This is a genomic window from Massilia luteola (genome assembly GCF_034420155.1).
Classification (GTDB): Bacteria; Pseudomonadota; Gammaproteobacteria; order Burkholderiales; family Burkholderiaceae_D; genus Telluria; species Telluria luteola.
In genome coordinates, this window is record NZ_JAXOFN010000013.1 from 90727 (window position 1) to 112926 (window position 22200).

At 68.3% G+C, this 22200-nt stretch carries 14 protein-coding genes; 5 read left to right on the forward strand and 9 right to left on the reverse strand.

The window, feature by feature from the left end:
* Nucleotides 1–7: 7 nt before the first annotated feature.
* The 4 genes from U9J41_RS14930 to U9J41_RS14945 all read right to left on the reverse strand — a co-directional run bounded on the left by U9J41_RS14930 (nt 8) and on the right by U9J41_RS14945 (nt 7122).
* Nucleotides 8–874 carry a formate dehydrogenase accessory sulfurtransferase FdhD gene (locus tag U9J41_RS14930; protein WP_322402981.1) on the reverse strand — a complete coding sequence of 289 codons (867 nt, stop codon included), beginning with the start codon at nt 872–874 and terminating at the stop codon, nt 8–10.
* Nucleotides 871–3681, reverse strand: a complete 2811-nt coding sequence (fdhF, locus tag U9J41_RS14935) for a formate dehydrogenase subunit alpha (protein ID WP_322402982.1) — start codon at nt 3679–3681, stop codon at nt 871–873. Before fdhF ends, U9J41_RS14930 begins: the two co-directional genes overlap by 4 nt.
* The gene (locus U9J41_RS14940; RefSeq protein WP_322402983.1) at nt 3678–5378 is read right to left on the reverse strand and encodes an NAD(P)H-dependent oxidoreductase subunit E; all 1701 of its coding nucleotides are present in this window, start codon (nt 5376–5378) and stop codon (nt 3678–3680) included. The genes fdhF and U9J41_RS14940 overlap by 4 nt, the downstream gene beginning before the upstream one ends.
* 67 nt (nt 5379–5445) lie before the next feature.
* Nucleotides 5446–7122, reverse strand: a complete 1677-nt coding sequence (locus tag U9J41_RS14945) for an OFA family MFS transporter (RefSeq protein ID WP_322402984.1) — start codon at nt 7120–7122, stop codon at nt 5446–5448.
* 139 nt (nt 7123–7261) lie between these two features.
* On the opposite strand from U9J41_RS14945, the gene U9J41_RS14950 reads away from it, so the two are divergent.
* Nucleotides 7262–8770 carry a class I adenylate-forming enzyme family protein gene (locus U9J41_RS14950; RefSeq protein WP_322402985.1) on the forward strand — a complete coding sequence of 503 codons (1509 nt, stop codon included), beginning with the start codon at nt 7262–7264 and terminating at the stop codon, nt 8768–8770.
* A 226-nt stretch (nt 8771–8996) separates the two neighbouring features.
* On the opposite strand, the gene U9J41_RS14955 is transcribed toward U9J41_RS14950, so the two are convergent.
* Nucleotides 8997–9233 carry a hypothetical protein gene (locus U9J41_RS14955; RefSeq protein ID WP_322402986.1) on the reverse strand — a complete coding sequence of 79 codons (237 nt, stop codon included), beginning with the start codon at nt 9231–9233 and terminating at the stop codon, nt 8997–8999.
* A gap of 188 nt (nt 9234–9421) precedes the next feature.
* Here U9J41_RS14955 and U9J41_RS14960 point away from each other — a divergent pair, with 188 nt between their 5' ends.
* Together U9J41_RS14960 and U9J41_RS14965 are read left to right on the forward strand one after the other, a co-directional pair.
* The gene (locus U9J41_RS14960; RefSeq protein ID WP_322402987.1) at nt 9422–11674 is read left to right on the forward strand and encodes a family 1 glycosylhydrolase; all 2253 of its coding nucleotides are present in this window, start codon (nt 9422–9424) and stop codon (nt 11672–11674) included.
* A 211-nt stretch (nt 11675–11885) separates the two neighbouring features.
* Nucleotides 11886–12827, forward strand: a complete 942-nt coding sequence (locus tag U9J41_RS14965; RefSeq protein WP_322402988.1) for a VirK/YbjX family protein — start codon at nt 11886–11888, stop codon at nt 12825–12827.
* A gap of 72 nt (nt 12828–12899) precedes the next feature.
* On the opposite strand, the gene waaF is transcribed toward U9J41_RS14965, so the two are convergent.
* The 3 genes from waaF to U9J41_RS14980 are packed head-to-tail and all read right to left on the reverse strand — an operon-like array spanning nt 12900 to nt 16955.
* On the reverse strand, nt 12900–13988 hold the full coding sequence (waaF, locus tag U9J41_RS14970; RefSeq protein WP_322402989.1) for a lipopolysaccharide heptosyltransferase II: 1089 nt from the start codon (nt 13986–13988) through the stop codon (nt 12900–12902).
* Complete coding sequence (gene msbA / locus U9J41_RS14975; RefSeq protein WP_322402990.1) at nt 13985–15715, reverse strand: lipid A export permease/ATP-binding protein MsbA; 1731 nt, start codon at nt 15713–15715, stop codon at nt 13985–13987. The genes waaF and msbA overlap by 4 nt, the downstream gene beginning before the upstream one ends.
* Nucleotides 15708–16955, reverse strand: a complete 1248-nt coding sequence (locus U9J41_RS14980; protein WP_322402991.1) for an O-antigen ligase family protein — start codon at nt 16953–16955, stop codon at nt 15708–15710. The genes msbA and U9J41_RS14980 overlap by 8 nt, the downstream gene beginning before the upstream one ends.
* Before the next feature lie 55 nt (nt 16956–17010).
* On the opposite strand from U9J41_RS14980, the gene U9J41_RS14985 reads away from it, so the two are divergent.
* Nucleotides 17011–17880 carry a glycosyltransferase family 2 protein gene (locus tag U9J41_RS14985; RefSeq protein ID WP_322402992.1) on the forward strand — a complete coding sequence of 290 codons (870 nt, stop codon included), beginning with the start codon at nt 17011–17013 and terminating at the stop codon, nt 17878–17880.
* A 72-nt stretch (nt 17881–17952) separates the two neighbouring features.
* The gene (locus U9J41_RS14990) at nt 17953–18684 is read left to right on the forward strand and encodes a class I SAM-dependent methyltransferase (RefSeq protein ID WP_322402993.1); all 732 of its coding nucleotides are present in this window, start codon (nt 17953–17955) and stop codon (nt 18682–18684) included.
* On the opposite strand, the gene dnaE is transcribed toward U9J41_RS14990, so the two are convergent.
* Nucleotides 18685–22179 carry a DNA polymerase III subunit alpha gene (dnaE, locus tag U9J41_RS14995; protein ID WP_322402994.1) on the reverse strand — a complete coding sequence of 1165 codons (3495 nt, stop codon included), beginning with the start codon at nt 22177–22179 and terminating at the stop codon, nt 18685–18687.
* Nucleotides 22180–22200: the final 21 nt, after the last annotated feature.

The window sequence follows — 22200 nt, forward strand, 5'->3', positions numbered from 1 at the left end:
GCAGACGTCAGGCCGTGCGCAAGGTGCGCGCGGTCTCGAGAGCGGCCAGCCACTCCGGTTCGAACACGAGGCGCTCTTCGCCGGACAGCAACAGGAAATGATGACCGCTGCAGCGCGCCAGCAGCGACATGCCGACCTGCGCCGCCACCGCATGCCCCATCTGCGTCGTGCCGGAGCGCGACAGCAGGAACGGGATGCCCATCTGCGCGCCCTTGATCACCATTTCGGACGTCAGCCGGCCCGTCGTATAAAACACCTTGTCGGCGCCGTCGACGCCTTCGAGCCACATCAGGCCCGCGATGGCGTCGACGGCGTTGTGGCGGCCGACGTCCTCGATGAACCACAGCAGTTCGCCCTCGCCCGTGAACAGCGCGCAGCCGTGCACGGAGCCGGCCTGCTTGTACACGGATTGCTGGGTGCGCACCGTCTCGACGATGCGGTGCACGACGGACTGTTTCAAACGCGCGTCCGGCGGCAGTACGATGCGGTCGACCTCGTCCATCAGCCCGCCGAACACGGAGCCCTGGCCGCAGCCCGTCGTGACGACCTTCTTCGCCGTGCGCGCCTCGACGTCCCGGATGCCGCCGCGCGTGACGACGGCGACCGCATCCACCGACCAGTCGACCTGCACGGACACGATGTCGTCCAGCGACCGCACGAGCCGCTGGTTGCGCAGATAACCGAGGGTCAGCGCTTCCGGCGCCGCGCCCAGCGTCATCAAGGTGACGAGCTCGCGCTTGTCGACATACACCGTCAACGGCCGCTCGGCCGGGATGTGCAGGGTCTCGCGGCGCCCGCGCTCATCGATGGCCGTGACCGGGTGCGTGAGGCCGGCGCTGGCCTGGGACAGCTGCGGACGATATGAAGATGTCATGCCTGCAATTGTGCCATGGGGTCCAGAATCTGGCAGCCACCGTAGGAACCCTGGTGCGCGACCTGCCCGCCCAGGCGCACGCGCACCGCGCAGTATTTGAATTCCGGGATCTTGCCGAACGGGTCCAGCGCGGCATTCGTCAGCCGGTTGATCGCCGCCTCGTAGTAGCAGAACGGGACGAACACGGCGCCGCGCGGCGTGCCGTCGTCGGCCCGGGCGTACAGGGCGACTTCGCCGCGGCGCGACGCGATCGTGACCACATCGCCCGGCCGGCCCCCGAGCGCCTCCAGGTCGAGCGGATGCACGAGCGCGACCGGATCCGGCTCGAGCGCGTCGAGCACGCCGGCGCGGCGCGTCATGCTGCCCGTGTGCCAGTGCTCGAGCTGGCGGCCCGTGATCAGCACGACGGGGTACGCGGTGTCGGGACGCTCGTCGGCCGGGATGATGTCGGCCGGGACGAAGCGCGCGCGGCCGCCCTCGCGCGGGAAATCCTGCGTGAAGACGACGGGCTCGCCCGGGTCGCCCTCCGCGCGGCACGGATACGTCACGGCACCGTCGCGCTCCAGCCGGTCCCACGTGATGCCGGCGATGCTGGGCATGAGTCGCCGCATCTCGTCGAACACGGCGGCCGGTCCGGCGTAATCCCACGGCAGGCCGAGGCCGCGCGCCAGCTGCTGGATGATCCACAGGTCCTGGCGCGCCTGGCCCGGCGGATCGAGCGCCTGGCGCCCCAGTTGCACCACGCGGTCCGTGTTCGTGAAGCTGCCGGTCTTTTCGGCGAACGCGGACGCCGGCAGGATCACGTCGGCCAGGTACGCCGTCTCGGTGAGGAAGATGTCCTGCACGACGAGGTGTTCCAGCGCGGCCAGCGCTTCCCGCGCGTGGTTCGCATCCGGGTCGGACATGGCCGGATTCTCGCCCATGATGTACATGCCGCGGATCCTGTCCTCGCCGCCGGCCAGGATGTCGTCCATGATCTCGACGACCGTCAGGCCCGGTTTGCCGTCCAGCGCCCTACCCCACGCGGCTTCGAACTTCGCCTGGGCTTGAACATCATCGACGCGCCGGTAGTCCGGATACATCATCGGAATGAGGCCGGCGTCCGACGCGCCCTGCACGTTGTTCTGCCCGCGCAGCGGATGCAGGCCCGTGCCGGGACGGCCGATCTGGCCCGTCATCAGCGCCAGCGCGATCAGGCAGCGCGCATTGTCGGTGCCGTGCACGTGCTGCGACACGCCCATGCCCCACAGGATCATCGAGCCCGTCGACGTGGCGTACAGCCGCGCCACGTAGCGGATCGTGTCGGCGGCGATGCCGCAGATGGGCGCCATCGCTTCCGGGCTGTAGTTCGCCACATTCGCCGCCAGCGCGTCGTAGCCGCTCGTGCGGTCGGCGATGAAGGCCGGGTCGACCAGGCCCTCCTCGACGATCGTGTGCATCATCGCGTTGAGCAGCGCGACGTCGGTGTCCGGCTTGAACTGCAGGAAGCGGTGCGCGTGGCGCGCGAGGTCGGAGCGGCGCGGGTCCATCACGATGAGTTTCACGCCGGTGCGCACGGCGTTCTTCATCCACGTGGCGGCAACGGGGTGGTTGACGGTCGGGTTGGCGCCGATGACGATCACGACTTCGGCCCGCGTCACGTCCATCACGGGATTCGACACGGCACCCGAGCCGATCCCTTCCAGCAGCGCGGCGACGGACGACGCGTGGCACAGCCGCGTGCAGTGGTCGACGTTGTTGCTGCCGAAGCCCGTGCGCACGAGCTTCTGGAACAGGTACGCTTCCTCGTTGCTGCCCTTGGCCGAGCCGAAGCCGGCCAGCGCGCGGCCCCCGTGCGCGTCGCGGATGCGCGCGAGGCCGCCGCCCGCCGCCGCCAGCGCTTCTTCCCACGTCGCTTCGCGGAACACGTCGAGCACGCGGCTCGGGTCCATCGTGAAGTCGCCGCGTTTCGGCGCGCCTGCGCGCCGGATCAGCGGCTTTGTGAGGCGCTGCGGATGGTGCGCGTAGTCGTAGCCGTAGCGGCCCTTCACGCACAGGCGGCCGTGGTTCGCGGGGCCGTCGCGGCCTTCGACGCGCACGATGCGGTTGTCCTTCACGTGGTACGTCAGCTGGCAGCCCACGCCGCAATACGGGCAGACGGAATCGACCTGCTTGTCGGGCACGGCCAACGCGGCACCGCGCGCCGGCGCCAGCGCGCCCGTCGGGCAGGCCTGCACGCATTCGCCGCAGGCCACGCACGTCGACGCGCCCATCGGGTCGCCCTGGTCGAACACGATGCGCGCGTTCTCGCCGCGGCCCGCGAGGCCGATCACGTCGTTGACCTGCTCGTCGCGGCAGGCGCGCACGCAGCGCGTGCACTGGATGCAGGCGTCGAGGTTCACTTCGATCGCAGCGTGGCTGGCGTCCGCCGGCGGCACCGCGCGCGTGGCGGGGAAGCGCGGCTTGCCCACGCCGAGTCTGTCCGCCCACTGCGCGACCTCGTCGTCGCGCGTGTACGTCGTCTCGGGCAGGTCGGACAGCAGCAGTTCCAGCACCATTTTGCGCGCGGCGACGGCGCGCGCGCTGTCCGTGCGCACCTTCATGCCGGGCGCCGGCTGGCGGCAGCACGACGGCGCCAGCGTGCGTTCGCCGTCGATCTCCACCATGCACGCGCGGCAGTTACCGGCCGGCTCCAGCCCGTCCTTGTGGCACAGGTGCGGCAGCTCGATGCCGGCGCGGGCGGCGGCATCGAACAAGGTCTCGAAAGGCCGGGCCGAGACTTCGCGGCCGTCGATCTCGAACGTCACGCCGGGCAGATTCGCGTTCATGCTCCCTCCAGCTCGTGCGGAAAATAATGGATGACGCAGTCGAACGGATTCGGCGCGGCCTGGCCGAGGCCGCAGATCGACGCGTCGCGCATCACCTGCGACAGTTCGGCCAGCAGCGCCGTGTCCCACGCGTCCCGCTCCATCAGGGCGACGGCTTTCGCCGTGCCGGCGCGGCACGGCGTGCACTGGCCGCAGGATTCGTCGCGGAAGAAGCGCAAGGTGTTCAGCGCGGCCGCGCGGGCGGAATCGCGGTCGGACAGCACGACGACCGCGGCCGAGCCGATGAAGCAGCCGTGGCGCTGCAGGGTGTCGAAGTCGAGCGGGATGTCGGCCATGCTTGCGGGCAGGATGCCGCCGGACGCGCCGCCCGGCAGGTAGGCATAGAACGCGTGGCCGTCCTGCATGCCGCCGCAGTATTCGTCGAGGAGTTCCTGCATCGTGATGCCGGCCGGCGCCAGTTTCACGCCCGGCTCGCGCACGCGGCCCGACACGGAAAACGAGCGCAGCCCGCGCCGGCCGTGGCGGCCCTGGCTCGTGAACCACTCGGCGCCGCGTTCGAGGATGTCGCGCACCCAGTGCAGCGTTTCCAGGTTGTGTTCCAGCGTCGGCCGCCCGAACAGGCCCACCTGCGCCAGGTACGGCGGCCGCAGGCGCGGCATGCCGCGCTTGCCCTCGATCGATTCGATCATCGCCGATTCCTCGCCGCAGATGTAGGCGCCGGCGCCGCGGCGCAGCACGATCTCCGGCAGGTCCGGCACGGGCGGATCGGCGCGCAGCCGGTCCAGCTCCTGCGCCAGCATGGCGCGCAGGCCGTGGTATTCGTCGCGCAGGTACAGGTAGATCGTATCGATGCCCACGGCCCACGCGGCGACGAGCGCGCCTTCGAGGAAGCGGTGCGGATCGCGTTCGAGGTAATGACGGTCCTTGAACGTGCCCGGTTCGCCTTCGTCGATGTTGACCGCCATGAGGCGCGGTCCCGGTTCGTTCCTCACGATGCGCCACTTGCGCCCGGCCGGGAAGCCCGCCCCGCCCAGGCCGCGCAGGCTCGACGCCATCATGGTCACGATCGTGGACTCGGGGTCGAGGTGCCCCTCCATGCAGGCGCGCAGCAGCCGGTAGCCGCCCGCGGCGCGGTAGGCGTCGTAATCGGCATGGCCCGTGTGCACGTCGGTGGTGGCGCCGGCGGCGGCCGCGCGCACCGTGTCGACGTTCGCCCCGGTGACGGGACGCTGGCCGACGAGCGCCGCGGGCGCCCCGTCGCAGCGGCCGATGCAGGGCGCGGCCAGCACGCGGACCTGCGTGCCGAGGATGGCCGGCAGGCGCGCCAGCAGGTCGCGCGCGCCGGCCAGTTCGCACGACAGGCCGGCGCACACGCGCACCGTCAATGCCGGCGGCGCATCGTCGCCGTCGCGCAACACGTCGAAATGGTGGTAGAAGGTGGCCACCTCGTAGACCTCGGACTGCGCCAGTTTCAGCTCTTGCGCGAGGGCGGCCAGGTGGGGCGCGGACAGGGCCCCGTAGCGGTCCTGGACCTTGTGCAGGTGCTCGATCAGCAGGTCGCGCCGGCGCGGCGCATCGCCCAGCGCGGCCTGCACGTCGGCGAGGGCCTGCGGGTCGACGCGCCGGCCTTTGGGTGCCTCGCGCTTGCGCTGGCGGCTGGGGCCTTGCGTAGCGATGGGGATGACGGGGTGGTTCATGGTCGATCCTGTCTTACGTTGGATGATCGATGTGCAGCCGTTCGCACAACCAGCGCATGCATTCACATCACTGGAACAGCACGATAGCCTTCTGCAACGTGATCCACACGCCGATCAACAACGGCACGCCGACCACCGCCCAGGCCAGCGCCGCGACCAGCGGATTGCCCGCCGCCGCCGGCACCGCCACCGCCGCGCCGCCGGCGATACCGGCCACGCCCGGTGCGCTTGCCGGCGCACGTCCCGCCGCGCCGTCGCGCTCGTGCGCCAGGCGCCGTTCGTCCGCCAGTTCCTGCTCGCTCATGAAGTGGCGCGCAGCCACCGGGCGCACCATCAGGTTGCACAGGAAGCCCAGCACCAGCAGGCCGGCCAGCACGTACATGACAGTATCATACGCCTGCGCCTTCGGCACGCCATGGGCGATCTGGTACTCGCGGATGTAGTTGATCAGGCTGGTGCCGACGACGCCCGCCGCGGACCATGCGGTCAGCAGGCGGCCGTGGATCGCGCCCACCATCTGCGTGCCGAACAGGTCGGCCAGGTAGGCCGGCACGGTCGAGAAGCCGCCGCCGTACATCGACAGGATGACGCAGAAGAACACGACGAACAGGGCCAGGTGGCCGCCGTGCGCCAGCGCCGGAATCGCCGCGTACAGCACGAAGCCGAGCACGAGGAACACGAAGTACGTGGCCTTGCGGCCGATGTAGTCGGAGCACGAGGCCCAGGCGAAGCGGCCGCCGATATTGAAGAGCGACAGCAGGCCCGTGAAGCCGGCCGCGATCGTCGCGATCTGGGCCTTCTGCCCCGTGGTCAGCTCGTTGAAGGCCGCCGTCACGCCGATCAGGCGGCCGCCGAACACTTCCTGCAGCAGTGGCGACGCCATCGCCAGGATGCCGATGCCGGCCGAGACGTTCAGGAACAGCACCAGCCACACGAGCCAGAACTGCGGCACCGAGCCGACATGCTTCACGTGCACGTGGCGGTGGGTGATCATCGCATTGGAACCCTTGGCGGCCTGCGGGGTCCAGCCTTCCGGCACCCAGCCCGTTGCCGGCACGCGGTACGACAGCGCGCCGCCCATCATGAACACGAAATAGATCGCGGCCAGCGCGAGGAAGGTCTCCCACACGCCCACCGACGTGGCGGTGGCGAAGTGCTTCATGAGACGGTCGGCCAGCGGCGCGCCGATCATCGCGCCGCCGCCGAAGCCCATGATGGCCATGCCGGTCGCCATGCCGCGCCGGTCGGGGAACCATTTGATGAGCGTGGAGACGGGCGAGATGTAGCCGAGCCCGAGGCCGATGCCACCGATGACGCCCGAGCCGAGCCACATCAGCCAGATCTGGTGGGAATAGATGCCCAGCGCGGAAATCACGAGGCCGCCGCACCAGCACAGGGCCGAGACGACGCCGGCCTTGCGCGGTCCCGCATGTTCGAGCCAGCCGCCGAACAGGGCGGTCGACAGGCCCAGGAACACGAAGAACAGCGTAAACATCCAGCCCAGCATCGAGATCTTCCAGTCGCAGGTCGTCGCCGTGATCTCGGCCAGGAAGCCCATGCCGGCCGGGCAGGCGAGCGACTCCTTGATGCCGACCGCCTTCGACAGCGGCAGCCAGAACACCGAGAACCCGTACGCCATGCCGATGCACAGGTGGATCGCGAGCGCGGCGGGCGGCACGAGCCAGCGATTGAAACCGGGCTGCGCCACGGTGTGTTCCTTGTCCAGCATATCCAGTAAAGCCATGTCCCCTCCGTGATTGTCGTTGTTCAGAGCGTATACTTATGGAAACTTTTACTGCATCGCGAGCGTATCACGAGTGCGCGCCGCGCCCAATATTTACAGTGGCTGGCGGGACCGCGCCCGCCCGGTTATCATCGCGGCCATGATCGACATCCCCGCCCTGCTCGCCGCGCTGCCCGCGCGCATCGACGCGATCGTGCGCAGCGCCGCCTCACGTACGCCGGATGCGCCGGCCCTCGTCGACGCCGGCCGCACGCTGACCTACCGCGACCTCGCCGCCCTCGTCGACCGCCGCGCCGACCAGTTGCGGGCACACGGCGTGCGGCCCGGCGACCGCGTGCTGCTGGCGAGCGAGAATTGCGCGGACCAGGTCGCGCTGATCTTCGCCGCCGCGAGCGTCGATGCATGGATCGTCAACGTCAACCCGCGCCTGACCGCGCCCGAGCTGGACGCGATCCGCACGCACTGCGGCGCGCGCATCGCGCTGTACACGGCGGCCGTATCGCCTGAAGCCGAGGCGCACGCCATGCGCGCGGGCGCCGCGTGCGACGACGGCATCATGATCGGCCCGCCGGACGACGACTGCGCGCCGGCGGACGAGGGCGACGTCGCGGCGCTCGTCTACACGACCGGCACCACGGGCCAGCCGAAAGGCGTGATGCTGAGCCACCGCAGCCTGCTGTTCGTGGCCGCCGTCTCCAGCCGCCTGCGCGGCCTCGCGCCGGCCGACCGCGCCTGGGGCGTGCTGCCCATCTCGCACGTGTACGGCCTCACCTCCGTGATGCTGGGCACGCTCAGCGCGGGCGCCTGCCTGCACCTGGCGCCCCGCTTTACGCCAGAGGGCATGCTGGCCGCGATCCGCGACGACGGCCTGTCCATCGTGCAGGGCGTGCCCGCGATGTATGCGCGGCTGCTGGAACGGGTCGGGGCGGACGCTCGGCTGCCGTCGCGCCTGCGCTTCGCGTACGCGGGCGGCTCGCCGCTCGATCCGGTATTGAAGGCATCCGTCGAGCGGGTGCTGGGCGTGGCGCTGCACAACGGCTACGGCCTGTCCGAGGCGGCGCCCACGGTCAGCCAGACGCGCCTGGACGCGCCGCGTGCCGACACGTCCGTCGGGCAGCCGATCCCGGGCGTCGAGGCGCGCGTCGTCGACCGCGACGGGCGCGACGCGGCGGACGGCGACGCGGGCGAGTTATGGGTGCGCGGGCCGAACCTGATGCGGGGTTACTACCGCGATCCGGCGGCGACGGATGCGGCGCTGCGTCCCGGCGGCTGGCTGAACACGGGCGACATGGCGCGGCGCGGCGCGGACGGCGCCTTGTTCATCGTCGGCCGCACGAAGGAATTGATCATCCGGTCGGGTTTCAATGTATTCCCGCTGGAAGTGGAGACGGTGCTGAACGCGCATCCGGGCGTGACGCAGTCGGCCGTCGTGGGCCGCACCGTGGCCGACGGCAACGAGGAAGTCATCGCCTTCGTCCACCCCGATCCGCGCCGCCCGCCTCATGACGCCGAGCTGCGCGCGTGGGTGGCGGAACGGCTCGCGCCGTACAAGCGGCCGGCGCGCATCGTCATGATGGACGCCCTGCCCGCCGCGCCGAACGGCAAGGTGCTCAAGCACGTGCTCAAGGAAAAGGCCGCCAACCTCTAACTCGTCGCCCCCGCGAAGGCGGGGGGCCAAGTTTGCCAGCGCTGTCGAGACGCGTGCAAATTGGATCCCCGCCTGCGCGGGGACGACGTTGTCATCTGCGCCGTTGTTATCGGCACCGTTGTTATCTGCACCGTTGTTATCGGCACCGTTGTTATCGGCACCGTTGTTATCCGCGCCGTTGTTATCCGCGCCGTTGTCATCTGCGCCGTTATCATCTGCACCGTTGTTATCTGCGCCTCTTCTTCCAGTCGTAACCCGGCCCCGTCACATCCACGCCCGGATGCCCGACGACGTCCGGATGCTCGGAACACATCGTCACGAAGCGCACGCCCTCGCCTTCGCGCTGGCGCCGCCGCAGGTCTTCCATGAAGCGCATCGCGGCCACCATCCCGGTGGTGTCGAACGGCTGCGCGTGCGGGGTCCGGCTCCCATCTTCCTCGATCATCCAGTACACCATGTACATGTTCGTTCCTCCTGGCCGCATCGTGTCGGTGCGCGCCGGGGCTGTCAAGACAAACCCGGCCGGCGCCATAGCTGAGACCGCGAGAACGTAGGACTTGTCCTAAATCGAGCCTATATGTTCGCCATCCCACACAAGAAGCCGGGCTCGCCGACTAGGCTTAGACCTTGGATCAACAGCAGGACACGCACATGAATCTTAACAGTCATATCCAGCCAGCAAGCTCGCCGCTCCAGCTCTGGGGCGGCCTCGAATGCACCGTCAACCGCGTACGCAATCAGTACTTCTCCCAAATGGAACGCAATGGACATGCCGAACGGCTCCAGGACCTGGAGCGCTTCGCGTCGCTCGGCATCCGCGCCATCCGCTACCCCGTCCTGTGGGAACGGATCGCCCCCGATGGCATCGAAGCTGCGGACTGGTCGTGGCCGGACGAGCGCCTGCCCGTGTTGCAGCAACTGGGCGTGACGCCCATCGTCGGCCTCGTCCACCACGGCAGCGGCCCGCGCCATACGAGCCTCGTGGCGCCGGACTTCGCAGAAAAACTGGCCGACTATGCCGGCGCCGTGGCGCGCCGCTATCCCTGGGTCGAGTACTGGACGCCCGTGAACGAGCCCTGCACCACGGCCCGCTTCTCCGGCCTCAATGGCGTATGGTATCCGCACGGCGACAGCGAGGACCTGTTCATCCGCGCCCTCATCAACCAGTGCCGCGCCGTGGTCCTGTCGATGCGCGCGATCCGCGCCGTGAATCCGGGTGCGAAGCTCGTGCAGACGGACGACTTGTCGCGCACCTACGGCACGCCGGAAATGGCGGAGATCGCGAATTTCTTCAACGAACGCCGCTGGCTGGCGTGGGACATGTTGTGCGGGAAGATCGACCCCGGTCATGCGCTGTGGGACTATCTGCTGGAAAACGGCGCGGAGGCGGACGAGCTCCTGTGGTTCAAGGAGAATACCTGCCCGCCGGACGTCATCGGCGTCAACTATTACATCACGAGCGAGCGCTGGCTCGACCACCGGGCCGAACGCTATCCGGAAAGCCATCGCAGCAATTATCGCGGCATCCCGCACGCCGACATCGAATGCCCGCGCGTGCTCGCCACGCCGACGCCGGGCATCGGCCCGCTGCTGCAGGAAACGTGGGACCGCTACGGCCTGCCCGTCGCCGTCACCGAGGCGCACATCGACGCCAACCGCGAAGACCAATTACGCTGGCTCGTGGAGATCTGGAACGCGGCCAGGAAAGTCCAGCAGGGCGGCGCCGACATCCGCGCCGTCACCGTGTGGGCGCTGCTCGGCTCGTTCGACTGGAACTGCCTCGTCACCGAATGCCGCGGCTACTACGAACCGGGCCCGTTCGACGTGCGCGGACCGCAGCCCCGTCCGACCGCGGTCGCCAACCTGATGCGCGAACTGGCCAGCGGCCGGCCGCTGTCGCATCCGGTGCTGCAGGGCCAGGGCTGGTGGCGCCGGCCGGGCCGCTTCCTGGCCAGGCCCGTGGCGACCAGCACGGCCGTGGCCGACATCGCCGAGCGCGGCGCGCTCCGCTCGACCTTCCCGCAGCCGATCCTGATCACGGGCGCGACGGGCACCCTGGGCCGCGCCTTCGCCCGCATCTGCGAACGGCGCAACCTCGCCTTCCACGTGCTCACGCGCCAGGAGATGGACATCGCCGATCCGGCCTCCGTCGAGGCGGCGATCGTGCGCTTCAAGCCATGGGCCATCATCAATGCCGGCGGCTATGTGCGCGTCGACGATGCCGAGGGCGATATCGAACGCTGCATGCGCGAGAATGCCCACGGTCCGACCGTGCTCGCCCTGGCCGCGATCCGCCACGCGCTGCGGTTCATGACCTTTTCCAGCGACCTCGTGTTCGACGGCACCCAGGACCGTCCGTACGTGGAATCCGATCCGGTCGCGCCGCTGGGCGTGTACGGCCGCAGCAAGGCCGACGCGGAACGGCGCGTGCTCGACGCCGACCCGCAGGCCCTCGTCATCCGCACCAGCGCCTTCTTCGGTCCGTGGGACGAGCACAACTTCGTGACGCATGCCCTCGACGCGCTCGATGCGGGCCGGCCGTTCGCGGCGGCATCCGACCAGGTCACGGCGCCGACCTATGTGCCGGACCTCGTCAACGCCTGCCTCGACCTGCTGATCGACCGCGAATCCGGCATCTGGCACCTGACCAACGGTGCCGCGATAAGCTGGGCCAACCTGGCGCGGCGGGCCTGCGCGGCGGCCGGCGTCGCCGACGGCCGGCTGGAAGAACGCACGACCGGCGAACTCGGCCTGCGCGCCGCCCGTCCGCGCAACAGCGCCATGAGCAGCGAGCGCGGCCTGCTGCTGCCCTCCTTCGACGATGCACTGGCGCGCTACCTGCGCGAGCGCGAGCGCATTGACGACCGGGCGAACAAGGTCGAATCGGCGCACTACGCCAGCTGATCGCCGGCCAACGGCCACGGCCGTCCGCGCCCGCGGGCGGCCGTATTACTGTTTCATTACATCGGCTGCCGCTGTATTTACTGGAGGGATTTATTTAGTTACACTACGTTACTTAGCGTTACTTTACGCAACCTGGTGTGACTGACATGTCCGACTTCCCTCGCCAGCCGCTACCCGCGGTGCCCCGTGCTGCCCCGGCCGGACGGCCAGCATGAAACTCTATCGTGAAGACCATGGCTGGACCGAGCGCCTGATCGCATCCGCCGCGCCGTCCGTCACGCTGCGCTCGGCCGTGCCGCCACACCTGGCGGGCTTCAAGTCGGTGCGCGAGTTCGCGAAGATCCGGCTGCGGGCCATCCTGCATCCGCGCCAGACGCCCCAGTGGCTGCGCCTGCTCAACGCGCACCCGGCGTTCTCGGAATACGTGCGCAACTGTCCGCGCTTCCTGTACAAGGTCTACCGCCCCTACATCAGCCACGTGCTGGACGCCGACGCGCGCCTGGAAGCGATCCGCGCGCACTACGACTTCATGTTCCGGCGCGGCCTGGGCCAGACCCTGGCGCGCGCCAGCCTCGGTCCCGTCGTGCTGGCCGAGGCCGCGGGCAAGAGCGGCCTGCCCTACCAGCTCCAGCTGCGCACCGTGAACATGTTCGACCGCGAGGGCGAACTGGTACTGCAGCTGACCCAGGCCGACCGCGTCCTGTACACGGTGGCGTTCACGGTGGCGCCGCGCGACGGCCGCCCGGCCGTCAGCATCGGCTGCGTCCAGGGCGGCAAGACGGACGATGCGCGCGAGGCGATCCGCACGGCCACGCGCGAACTGCACGGCATGCGGCCCAAGCAACTGATGGCGACCGTCGTGCGCCAGCTGGGCCACGCCTACGGGTGCGAGCGCATGGTGATGGTCTCGAACCGCAACCGCGTGATCTACAAGGCGATCCGCCACGGCCGCGTGCTGGCGGACTACGACCAGCTGTGGGAAGAACTGGGCGCGCGCAAGCGGCCCGACGGCGACTGGGAACTCGACTGCGCGCCGGTGGCGGCGCCGGACCTGGAGAGCATACCGTCGAAGAAGCGGTCGGAGGCGCGCAAGCGGCACGAGCTCGTGAGCCGGATGGCGGACGCCGTGTGCATCGCGTTGCGAGCAAGGTAATCGTACGGGGGCACCCCGTGCCGACCCGTTCAACATCCGCCGGCACGGCCGCGAATTATTCAATGTCGCGTATCACCGCGTGGGCACAGCCGCGCCCACCCTACGGTTGTCGCGGACCGGCACCAGGATCGGCGCCAACTCGCTCCACACCCGCTCCACACTCATCTTGTTCATGCAATCGTGATGCCCGAGCGGGCACTCGCGCTTGCGGCACGGCGAGCATTCGAGGCGCAGCGACACCGTGCGCGCCACTTCCGACAACGGCGGCGCGTAGTCCGGATCGGTCGAGCCGTACAAGGCCACCACCGGACGGTTCAGCGCCGACGCGATGTGCAGCAGGCCGGAATCGTTGGAGACGACGGCACTGGCCTGCGCCAGCAGGGCGATGGCGTCGTCGAGCGACGTCTGGCCCGCCAGGTTCAGCACCACGGAAGCGGCCGCGCCGGCATGTTGCTGCACCTGGGCGCACGTCTCGCGGTCGTTCGGGGAGCCGAGCAGCAGCACCTGCACGCCCGGCACGGCGTCCACGACCCGGGCCGCCAGCGCGCCGTAATGCGCGGGCGGCCAACGCTTGGCGATGCCGAATTCCGCGCCCGGCGCGAACGCGACGATGGGGCGCATGAGATCGACGTCGAGGCGTTTCCCGACCTGCTCCGTCTCTTCCCCGCCGACCACGAGGAACGGGCGCGCCAGCCTGCCCGGCAGCGGCAGCTCGGGCTCGCGCGCGAGGGCCGCGTAGAACGGCACCATCGAGCGCGGCGGCTTCTCGTCGTGGTGCATGACGTTGACCATCCCGTAGCGCATCTCGCCCTTGTAGCCCACGCGGCGCGGAATGCGCGCCAGCCACGGGATCAGCGCGTATTTCAGCGTGTTGGGCAGCACGTAGGCGTCGCTGTAGCCGCGCTCCTTGAGCAGGCGCGCGTAGCGCCAGCGTTCGCCCAGCTGCAGGGCGCGATGGCGGAACGGCGTCACCAGGATATCGTCCGCCTCCTGGATGCGGCGCCACACGGGCACCACCTGCGGCGGCGCCAGCACGTCGATGGCGCGCTCCGGGTGGGCCTGCTTGAGCAGGCGCAGCAGGGGCTGGGCCATCACGGCGTCGCCGATCCAGTTGGGCGAGATGACCAGGGTCCGCGCCCGCTCGTTGCTCTTCCCGGTCATGTTTCTTCCACCAGGGCGGAGAACTGCAGGCGGTACAGGTTGGCGTACATGCCGCCCTGCGCGAGCAGCTGGTCGTGCGTGCCCTGCTCGACGATGCGGCCGTGTTCCATCACGACGATCAGGTCGGCGCCTTCGATGGTCGACAGGCGGTGCGCGATCACGAACGTGGTGCGGCCCGCCATCAGCGTGTCGAGGGCGGCCTGCACCGCGCGTTCCGATTCGTTGTCCAGCGCCGACGTGGCCTCGTCCAGGATCAGGATCGGCGCATCCTTGTAGATGGCGCGGGCGATCGCCACGCGCTGGCGCTGGCCGCCGGACAGGCGCATGCCGTTCTCGCCGATCATCGTGTCGACGCCTTCCGGCAGGCGCGCGACGACGTCGCCCAGGTGCGCGGCGTGGATGGCCGCGTGCAGGCGCGCCTCGTCGACGTGCTCGGCGCCGTACGCGACGTTGGCGCGCAGCGTGTCGTCGAACAGCACGACGTTCTGGCTCACGAGCGCCAGCTGGGCGCGCAGCGACGCCAATGCGATGTCCTGGTACGGGATGCCGTCCAACAGGACGCGGCCGGATTCCGGTTCGTAGAAGCGCGTGACGAGGTTCACGAACGTCGACTTGCCGCCGCCCGACATGCCGACCAGCGCGACGGTCTGGCCCGGCTTCACGTCCAGCGACACGTCGTCCAGCGCGGGCGCATGCGCGTTCGGGTAGCGGAACGTCACGTGCTCGAAGCGCACATGGCCCTGCGCGCGCGCGAGGGTACGCGTGCCCGGATCGTGCTCGACAGGCGCGTCGATCAGTTCGAACACGGTCTCGGCGGCGGCGATCCCGCGCTGCATCGGGCCGTTCACCTCGGCCAGCGCCTTCAGCGGCGTCAGGAGCATCAGCATCATGGTGACGAACTGGGTGAATTCGCCGACCGTCATATCGGCCTTCAGCGCCAGCACGACGACGACGGACAGCGAGATCGACGTGGCGATCTGCGTGACGGGCGTCGTCGCCGCGAACGCGACCGTCATGCGTTGGGAAAAGCCGCGCAGCGCCTCGCTGCGCAGGAAGAACCGACGGTTTTCGTAGTGCTCGCCGGAGAACACGCGGATCACCTGGTGGCCGCGCGCCGCTTCCTCGACGACCTGGGTCATCTCGGCCGTCACGCGCTGGTTCTCCCGGTTCAGGTGGCGCAGGCGGCGGCTCGTCGTCCGCACGATCACGGCCGTCAGCGGCACGACGACGATCGCGACGAGCGTGAGCTTCCAGTTCAGCCACAGCAGCGAGCCGAGCAGGCCGATGACGACCAGCACGTCGCGCACGAACGAGATGAACACGGACTGGATCATGTCCACGACCTGGCGCACGTCGCCGACGACGGTGTTGATCACCTTGCCGGTCGACTCTTCGTGGAAGCGCGCGACCGGCAGGCGCAGCAGCCGTGCGAAGGCCTGGGCGCGCAAGTCGTTCAGTACGCGCGACAGCACCCAGTTGTTGTAGTAGGCGGTGGCGAACGTGCCGATGCCGCGCAGGACGAAGATCGACACCAGCACGCCGGGAATCCACCACAGGCTGAACGGCACCTTATGCTTGAAACCCTTGTCCATCAGCAGCTTCAGGGCCTCGCCCAGCAACGGCTGGGTGGCGGCCGTCAACGCCATCGCGAGCAGCGACAGGAAGGCGCGCCCGCGATACGGCTTCAGGATCGCCCACAGGCGCTTGATGATGACACTGTTATCCAATTTTTTCTTTCGCATTCAGGCAGAAGCCCATGAGCAGAAACACCATGAGCGCATAGAACAGACTGCCCTTCATAGACCAGAAAATCACTTCCGTCAGCCCGAAGCCGACATAGCCTAGCACCACCAGCGCCCCGCCCAGCGCGACCGCGAACTGCGGTTCGCGCGCTGCCGTCGCCCGCCCCAGGCGGCGCAGGAAAAACCGCAGGGGCGCGGCCAGGGTGGCGGCCCAGATGACGAAGCCGACCGCGCCGCCAGTCGCCAGGGCCTGCAACCCGTCATTATGCAGGTGCGGCAGCTCGAGCACCATCGGATCGAGCCGGCCGGCCTGCGCATACGCCGCCAGGCGGGCGCGGCAGGCATCGAAATCCATGCCGAACAACGGGTGTTCGCGGATCAGCATGACGGCGCCCTTCCACAATTCCAGCCGGGTCCCCACATTCGTCCACACGGTGCCGCCCTCGTACCAGGTGCGCGCGTCGTGGACGCCTTCGGCAAAGCGTTCCTGTACGCCCAGCGCCGGCGTGAACCAGGCCGCGGCCAGCACGGCCACGCCGGCCGCCAGCAGCGCACGCCCGCGCCGGCTGTCGATCCGGCCCGCATGGCGCCCCAGCACGAGCGCCGCCAGCACCAGCGCCGCCCACCCGCCGCGGGTGCCGGTCAGCACGGACGCTGCGAAGCCCGCCAGCGCCCCGGCGCCGGCCAGCAGCGCATCGCGCGGGCGGTCGCGCATGTCGATCGCGCCGGCCAGCGCCAGCAGCGCCAGCAGCATGGCGAGATCGCCGAACGTGATCGAATTGATGAAGCCCCCCGGGCGCTCGATGTGCAGGGCGAAGCGCTGCCAGGCGATGAACGGCAGCGCCGCCACCGCCCCCGCGCTCGCGCCCCACCACAGCGCCCGGCGCGGCGCGCGGCTCGCCACCACGGCGGCCAGCACGGTCAGGGACAGGAGCATGCGCACCGGTTTTTCCACCACACTCATCTTTTCGCCGCGCAACAGTGCGCAGGCCAGCACGAACAGGAGATGCAGCAGGAAGGCTAGCACGACCCAGCGCACCTCCGGCCAGTGGCGCACGAGCGCATCACGGCACGGTTTGAACAATATCAAGGCGCTGACCAGGAAGAGGAAACTTGCAAGACTCACGCCGAACGAGGTGACGAGGCTCGAAAAGGGTAACAGGAAGGCCAGGGCGCCGATCCAGACCCGCATCGGCGCCCTCGTATTCGTCGGATTACTGTTCATTGATGTTCTTGTGGGATACTCTTGCCCCTGAATACAGCAGTGTACAACGGACCTTATGCGTCACGCTCAGACAATCTCGGTCGTGATCACCACCTATAACCGGCCAGACGCGCTGGAGGCGGTGGTGCGGGCATGTTTCATGCAGAACGACAAGAATTTTGAAATCATTATCGCTGATGATGGCTCGACTGCCAACACGCGTGCCTGCGTCGAACGGCTGGCAGCCGCTTCACCGGTGCTTCTACGCCACGTCTGGCAACCCGACGTGGGGTTTCGCGCCGCCATGGCACGCAATCGCGGCATTCTCGCCGCCACCGGCGACTACATCATCTTCCTGGACGGCGACTGCATCCCGCAGCGCGATTTCATCGCCCGCCACCGCGCGCTGGCCCGGCCCGGCTGCCTCGTGTCGGGCAGCCGCATCCTGATGTCCGAGACGCTGACGCGCCGGGTGCTGGACGACGGGATCGACGTCGCCGCCACGTCCCCGCTCACGCGCCTGCGCTGGCGGCTGCGTGGCGACCTGAACAAGACGCTGCAGCCGCTGGGGCTGCGCTGGCCCGACCTGGGCCGCACGTCGCGCAAGTTTTCCTGGCGCCGCATCAAGAGCTGCAACCTGGCCGTGTGGCGCGGCGACCTGGAACGGGTGAACGGCTTCGACGAGAGTTTCACGGGCTGGGGCCACGAGGATTCCGACCTCGTCGTGCGCCTGTTCCACGCCGGCGTGATGCGCAAGGACGGCGCCTTCGCCACCGAAGTGTTCCACCTGTGGCACCGCGAGGCGCAGCGCGACCAGGAAACGAGCAACCGGAAAGTCGTCCTCGAGCGCGCTGCGAACAAGGTTACGCAGGCAACGATCGGGTTGCGCGAGCACGAGAATACGGCGGCCTGGCGGGCGCACGGCCGGCGGCCGCTTAACAAATAGTCTTGCCGTGTGCGTAATGCTGCGCGAGTTCATCCATTAGAATACCGTTTTTGCTGAATTCGGTACGGGCACATGGCGACGCAAGGCGAGTACGACTATTTCAAGAACATCGGCGCGGACGGCATGCGGCACGCCGCGCACAAACCGTGGTCGGACAGCCAGTGCGGCATGTACCTGATGGAACTCGGCGCCATGATGGGCCTGATGCCGGAAGGGGGCCGCCTGCTGGACATGGGCTGCGGGACGGGCTGGACCAGCGTGCTGTTCGCAAAGAGGGGCTACCACGTGGTCGGGCAGGACCTGGTGCCGGAAGCCATCGAGGCGGCGCGCCGGCTCAAGCACGACAACGGCCTCGAACACCTCGACTTCGTCGTGGGCGACTACGAGTCGCTGGCGTTCGAGAACGAATTCGACGTGGTCGTGTTCTTCGACTGCCTGCACCATGCGGTCGACGAAGTCGGCGCATTGAGAAGCGCCTACCGCGCGCTGAAGCCGGGCGGCATCTGCATCACGTCGGAACCGGGATTGGGCCACGAAAAACGCTCGGCCGCCGTCATGCAGGAATTCGGCGTCACGGAACGCGACATGCATCCCGCGAAAATCATCCGCGGCGCGAAGAAGGCCGGCTTCACTGGCTTTTCCGTGCACCCGCATGCACAGTACCTGTACATCGCGCTGTACCGGCGCGAACTGCGCGGCCTGCTCGGCAAGGTCATGCGCATCCCCGGCATGCGCGCGCTCGTGGGCGCGTGCACGGTGCTGTTCTCCAAGCACCAGGCGGGGATCGTCGTCCTCAGGAAGTAATCAGTATTCGACCGCGACCTCTTTCGCCCCGAGGTGCAGCTCGAGCGCGTATTTCAGTTCGTCCGACGGCGCCACGCGCCACGCGTCGCCCAACTGCAGGATGCACGGGATGCCCTGCGGCGTCACGCGCAGGCTGACCGGCAGGCCGTTCTCGTGGCGGTACGGCTGCAGGATCTCGGCCAGCTTGGCCGGCGCGATGGTGCAGGCCACGTCCATCTCCAGCTTGTGGCCGTACTGGATGCGCGCCGTCGCGATGTCGAATGCCTTTTCGGCCGTGATGCGCAGGCCGCCGTTGAAGCGGTCTTCCGACACCTTGCCGACGACGAGCAGGAATTCGTCCTCGCGGAAGATGTTCTTGTTGGCTTCGAACAGCTCGCTGTAGATCGTGACCTCGACGACGCCCGACTTGTCGTCCAGCGACACGATCAGGATCTTGCCGCGCTGCGTGAGCTGCGTGCGCACGCCCGTGATCACGCCGCACAGCATGCGCGGATCGCGCGACGGCTCCAGGTCTTTCAGCTTGGTCTTGGCGAAGCGGCGCACTTCCTGCGCGTACGAGTCGAACATGTGGCCCGACAGGTAGTAGCCCAGCGCGGTCTTTTCCTCGGCCAGCTTCTGGCGGTCGGTCCAGGGCGTCGCCTTCACGTATTCCGGCGGCGCGACGAGGTCGGAATCGTCGCCGCCGAACAGGCTGACCTGGTTGGCGGCGGCGGCGGCCTGGCCCGCCGCTTCCATCGCGAAGGCGACCGACGCGAGCAGCACGGCGCGGTCGGTGCCGAAGCAATCCATCGCGCCGGCGCGGATCAGCGATTCGATCGTGCGGCGGTTGATCTGCTTGCGGTCGACGCGCTTGCAGAAGTCGAACAGGTCCTTGAACCGGCCGCCTTCCTCGCGCGCCGCGATGATCGCCTCGATCGCACCCTGGCCCGCGCCCTTCACGCCGCCCAGGCCGTAGCGGATGTTTTTCACCTGCTTGCCCGTGACGGACGGCGGCGGGCCTTCCGGCGTGAAGCGGAACTGCGATTCGTTGACGTCCGGCGGCAGGATCGTCAGGCCGCACATGTCGATCGAGTCCTCGACGAGGATCTTGATCTTGTCCGTGTCTTCCATCGCCAGCGACATGTTGGCTGCCATGAACGCGGCGGTGTGGTGGACCTTGAGGTACGCCGTGTGATACGACAGCAGCGCGTACGCGGCCGCGTGCGACTTGTTGAAGCCGTAGCCCGCGAACTTCTCCATCAGGTCGAAGATCTCGTCGGCCTTTTCGGTCGACAGGCCGTCCTTCGCGGCGCCGGCGCGGAAGATCGCGCGGTGCTCGGCCATTTCCTCGGCCTTCTTCTTGCCCATCGCACGGCGCAGCATGTCCGCGCCGCCCAGCGAGTAGCCGCCGACGATCTGCGCCATCTGCATCACCTGCTCCTGGTAGACCATGATGCCGTAGGTCTCGGACAGGATGGACTCCGTGCGCGGGTCCGGGTAGTCGAACTTTTCGCCGTGCTTGCGCTTGCAGAAGTCGGGGATCAGGTCCATCGGGCCCGGACGGTACAGCGCCACGAGCGCGATGATGTCCTCGAAGCGGTCGGGACGCGCATCCTTCAGCATGCCCTGCATGCCGCGGCTTTCGAGCTGGAACACGGCGACGGTCTTCGCATCCGTCAGCAGTTTATAGGTCGGCCGGTCCGTCAGCGGCAGCTTGGCCAGGTCGAAATCCTTGTCGGCCGGGTCGAGCCCGCGGATGTAGTTGACGGCGCGGTCGAGGATCGTCAGCGTGGTCAGGCCCAGGAAGTCGAACTTCACCAGGCCGGCCGCCTCGACGTCGTCCTTGTCGTACTGCGACACGACGCCGGCGTCGCCGCCCTGCGTGTACAGCGGGCAGAAGTCGGTCAGCTTGCCGGGGGCGATCAAGACGCCGCCCGCGTGCATGCCGATGTTGCGGGTGATGCCTTCGACCTGCTGCGCGAGCTCGATCAACTGCTTCACCTCTTCCTCGTTCTCGAGGCGCTCCTTCAGCATCGGTTCTTCCTCGATCGCCTCGGCGATCGACACCTGCTTGCCCGGCTTGAACGGGATCAGCTTGGAGATGCCGTCGCAGAAGTTGTAGCCGAAATCGAGCACGCGGCCCACGTCGCGGATCGCGCCCTTCGCCGCCATCGTACCAAACGTGGCGATCTGCGACACGGCGTCGCGGCCGTACAGGTCCTTCACGTGCTGGATCACCAGTTCGCGCTTTTCCTGGCAGAAGTCGATGTCGAAGTCGGGCATCGAGACGCGTTCCGGGTTCAGGAAACGTTCGAACAGCAGGTTGTATTTGAGCGGATCGAGGTCGGTGATCTTGAGCGCGTACGCGACGAGCGAACCGGCACCGGAACCGCGGCCCGGGCCGATCGGCACGCCGTTGTTCTTGCCCCACTGGATGAACTCCGCCACGATGAGGAAGTAGCCCGGGAACTTCATCTTGATGATGGTGTTGTTCTCGAACTCGAGGCGCGCCTCGTAGCGCGGCCGCGCCGATTCGCGCTGCTCCTCGTTCGGGTACAGCTCGACGAGACGCTCTTCCAGGCCCTTCTTCGTTTCGGCGATAAGGAATTCGTCGATCGTCATGCCCGGCGTCGGGAAGTTCGGCAGCTGCGGCTTGCCGAGCGTCAGCGTGACGTTGCAGCGCTTGGCGATCTCCACGGAGTTGGCCAACGCGCCCGGCAAGTCCTTGAACAGCTCGGCCATCTCGGCCTGCGACTTGAAGCACATGCCTTCGTTGAAGCGGCGCACGCGCTTGGCGTTCGCCAGCATCTCGCCCTCGGCGATACAGACGCGCGCCTCGTGCGCGACGAATTCGTCCTTGCTGATGAACTGCACGGGGTGCGTCGCGACGACGGGCAGCCCGAGCCGGTTCGCCAGCGCCACCGAATGACGCACCTGCTGTTCCTGGTTCGGCTGGCCGGCGCGCTGGATCTCGACATAGAAGTGACCGGGGAAGAGCTGCGCCCAGCGGGTCGCAGCGGCCTCGGCCTTGTCCATGTCGCCGTTGTCGATGGCCTGGCCGATGTCGCCGAACTGCGCGCCCGACAGCACGATCAGGGCGTTCGATTGGGGCACGTCCGGCTCGAGCGTGGACACGCTCGTCGCCAGCGCTTCCAGCCACTCGACGCGGATCTCGGCCCGGCCCTTGTACTGGTTGGTGAGCCACGCCTTGGACAGCAGTTCGCAGATCTGCAGGTAGCCGGTCTTGTTCTTGGCCAGGATCAGCAGGCGGAACGGCTTTTCGCGGTTCTCGTCGTTCGTGATCCAGGCGTCGACCCCGACGATCGGCTTGATGCCCTTGCCGCGCGCCGCCTTATAAAAACGCACGAGACAGAACGCGTTGGCCAGGTCGGTGACCCCCACCGCCGGCTGCTGGTCCTTGGAGGCGGCAGCCACGAGGTCGTCGATGCGCACGAGGCCGTCGACGATCGAGTATTCGGTATGGACGCGGAGGTGGGTGAAGATCGGGGAAGTCATCCTGTCATTTTACCTCGGACC

What these genes read in the sequence shown, in the direction of transcription:
- U9J41_RS14960 (WP_322402987.1), top strand. Translation starts at nt 9,422, where the DNA reads ATGAATCTTAACAGTCATATCCAGCCAGCAAGCTCGCCGCTCCAGCTC.
- waaF (WP_322402989.1), bottom strand. Translation starts at nt 13,988, where the DNA reads ATGACCGGGAAGAGCAACGAGCGGGCGCGGACCCTGGTCATCTCGCCC.
- U9J41_RS14945 (WP_322402984.1), bottom strand. Translation starts at nt 7,122, where the DNA reads ATGGCTTTACTGGATATGCTGGACAAGGAACACACCGTGGCGCAGCCC.
- U9J41_RS14980 (WP_322402991.1), bottom strand. Translation starts at nt 16,955, where the DNA reads ATGAACAGTAATCCGACGAATACGAGGGCGCCGATGCGGGTCTGGATC.
- U9J41_RS14990 (WP_322402993.1), top strand. Translation starts at nt 17,953, where the DNA reads ATGGCGACGCAAGGCGAGTACGACTATTTCAAGAACATCGGCGCGGAC.
- U9J41_RS14930 (WP_322402981.1), bottom strand. Translation starts at nt 874, where the DNA reads ATGACATCTTCATATCGTCCGCAGCTGTCCCAGGCCAGCGCCGGCCTC.
- U9J41_RS14950 (WP_322402985.1), top strand. Translation starts at nt 7,262, where the DNA reads ATGATCGACATCCCCGCCCTGCTCGCCGCGCTGCCCGCGCGCATCGAC.
- U9J41_RS14955 (WP_322402986.1), bottom strand. Translation starts at nt 9,233, where the DNA reads ATGTACATGGTGTACTGGATGATCGAGGAAGATGGGAGCCGGACCCCG.
- U9J41_RS14940 (WP_322402983.1), bottom strand. Translation starts at nt 5,378, where the DNA reads ATGAACCACCCCGTCATCCCCATCGCTACGCAAGGCCCCAGCCGCCAG.
- fdhF (WP_322402982.1), bottom strand. Translation starts at nt 3,681, where the DNA reads ATGAACGCGAATCTGCCCGGCGTGACGTTCGAGATCGACGGCCGCGAA.
- U9J41_RS14965 (WP_322402988.1), top strand. Translation starts at nt 11,886, where the DNA reads ATGAAACTCTATCGTGAAGACCATGGCTGGACCGAGCGCCTGATCGCA.
- dnaE (WP_322402994.1), bottom strand. Translation starts at nt 22,179, where the DNA reads ATGACTTCCCCGATCTTCACCCACCTCCGCGTCCATACCGAATACTCG.
- U9J41_RS14985 (WP_322402992.1), top strand. Translation starts at nt 17,011, where the DNA reads ATGCGTCACGCTCAGACAATCTCGGTCGTGATCACCACCTATAACCGG.